The following is a 618-nucleotide window of genomic DNA, read 5'->3' as shown; positions in this document are numbered from 1 at the left end:
CCACAAACAACACCAACCACAAACAATCAGCACCGCCCGGGCGACAAGAAAATACTCTACGAACAATCGGGGCGATCGTCAAACTGATTTGCGGTGAGCTCCCTCACCGTTTGATTTTTCGGCACAATGTCGCCAAACAGCAAGTGGAATACTGTTTTAATCCGGTTTTTATCATCATTAATTCTGGTTTTTTGGTGCCCGGTTGAGTGCGCTCCACCATTGCTGATCCCCTAAAAGTGTGGCGCACCAAGCACTGAATTACTCAGATCAATTTTTGTACGCCTTAGTGTTGATCCGCGCTGGCAGTGTGCATGCATGTAAGCGCGCATCAATACTCGTAAATGATGGCGGTGCGCTTCACAGTCCCCAGTGTGCATTTCGTGCTGCCAGGGTGGTACGATACTTGAGCCTTGGGGCTATGGCGCAGTTGGTAGCGCGTCTCGTTCGCAATGAGAAGGTCGGGGGTTCGAATCCCCCTAGCTCCACCATTTGTACTCACTTTTGGATACAAGGATCGCAACCTCTTGCTGTGAGCGTTTGGGGGTTACCGGACAATTTGTGTGTCTATTGGTGGCGTGTCGTGTTGTTTTAGGGTTTGTATTTGCCTGCCCAGGCTTT

1 protein-coding gene and 1 tRNA gene are annotated in these 618 nt (G+C 50.2%); both read left to right on the top strand.

Going from position 1 to position 618, the window contains the following annotated elements; translation table 11 throughout:
- The coding region (locus tag AC1DA5_RS10605) for a hypothetical protein (protein WP_480290204.1) at positions 1-206 on the top strand (206 nt) is incomplete at its 5' end.
- A gap of 206 nt (positions 207-412) precedes the next feature.
- Positions 413-488 (top strand) — tRNA-Ala (locus tag AC1DA5_RS10600).
- Positions 489-618 lie beyond the last annotated feature (130 nt).

The sequence above is a fragment of the Pauljensenia sp. C0254C2 genome, from assembly GCF_056583835.1.
This window is presented reverse-complemented; position numbering and strand designations above follow the sequence as displayed.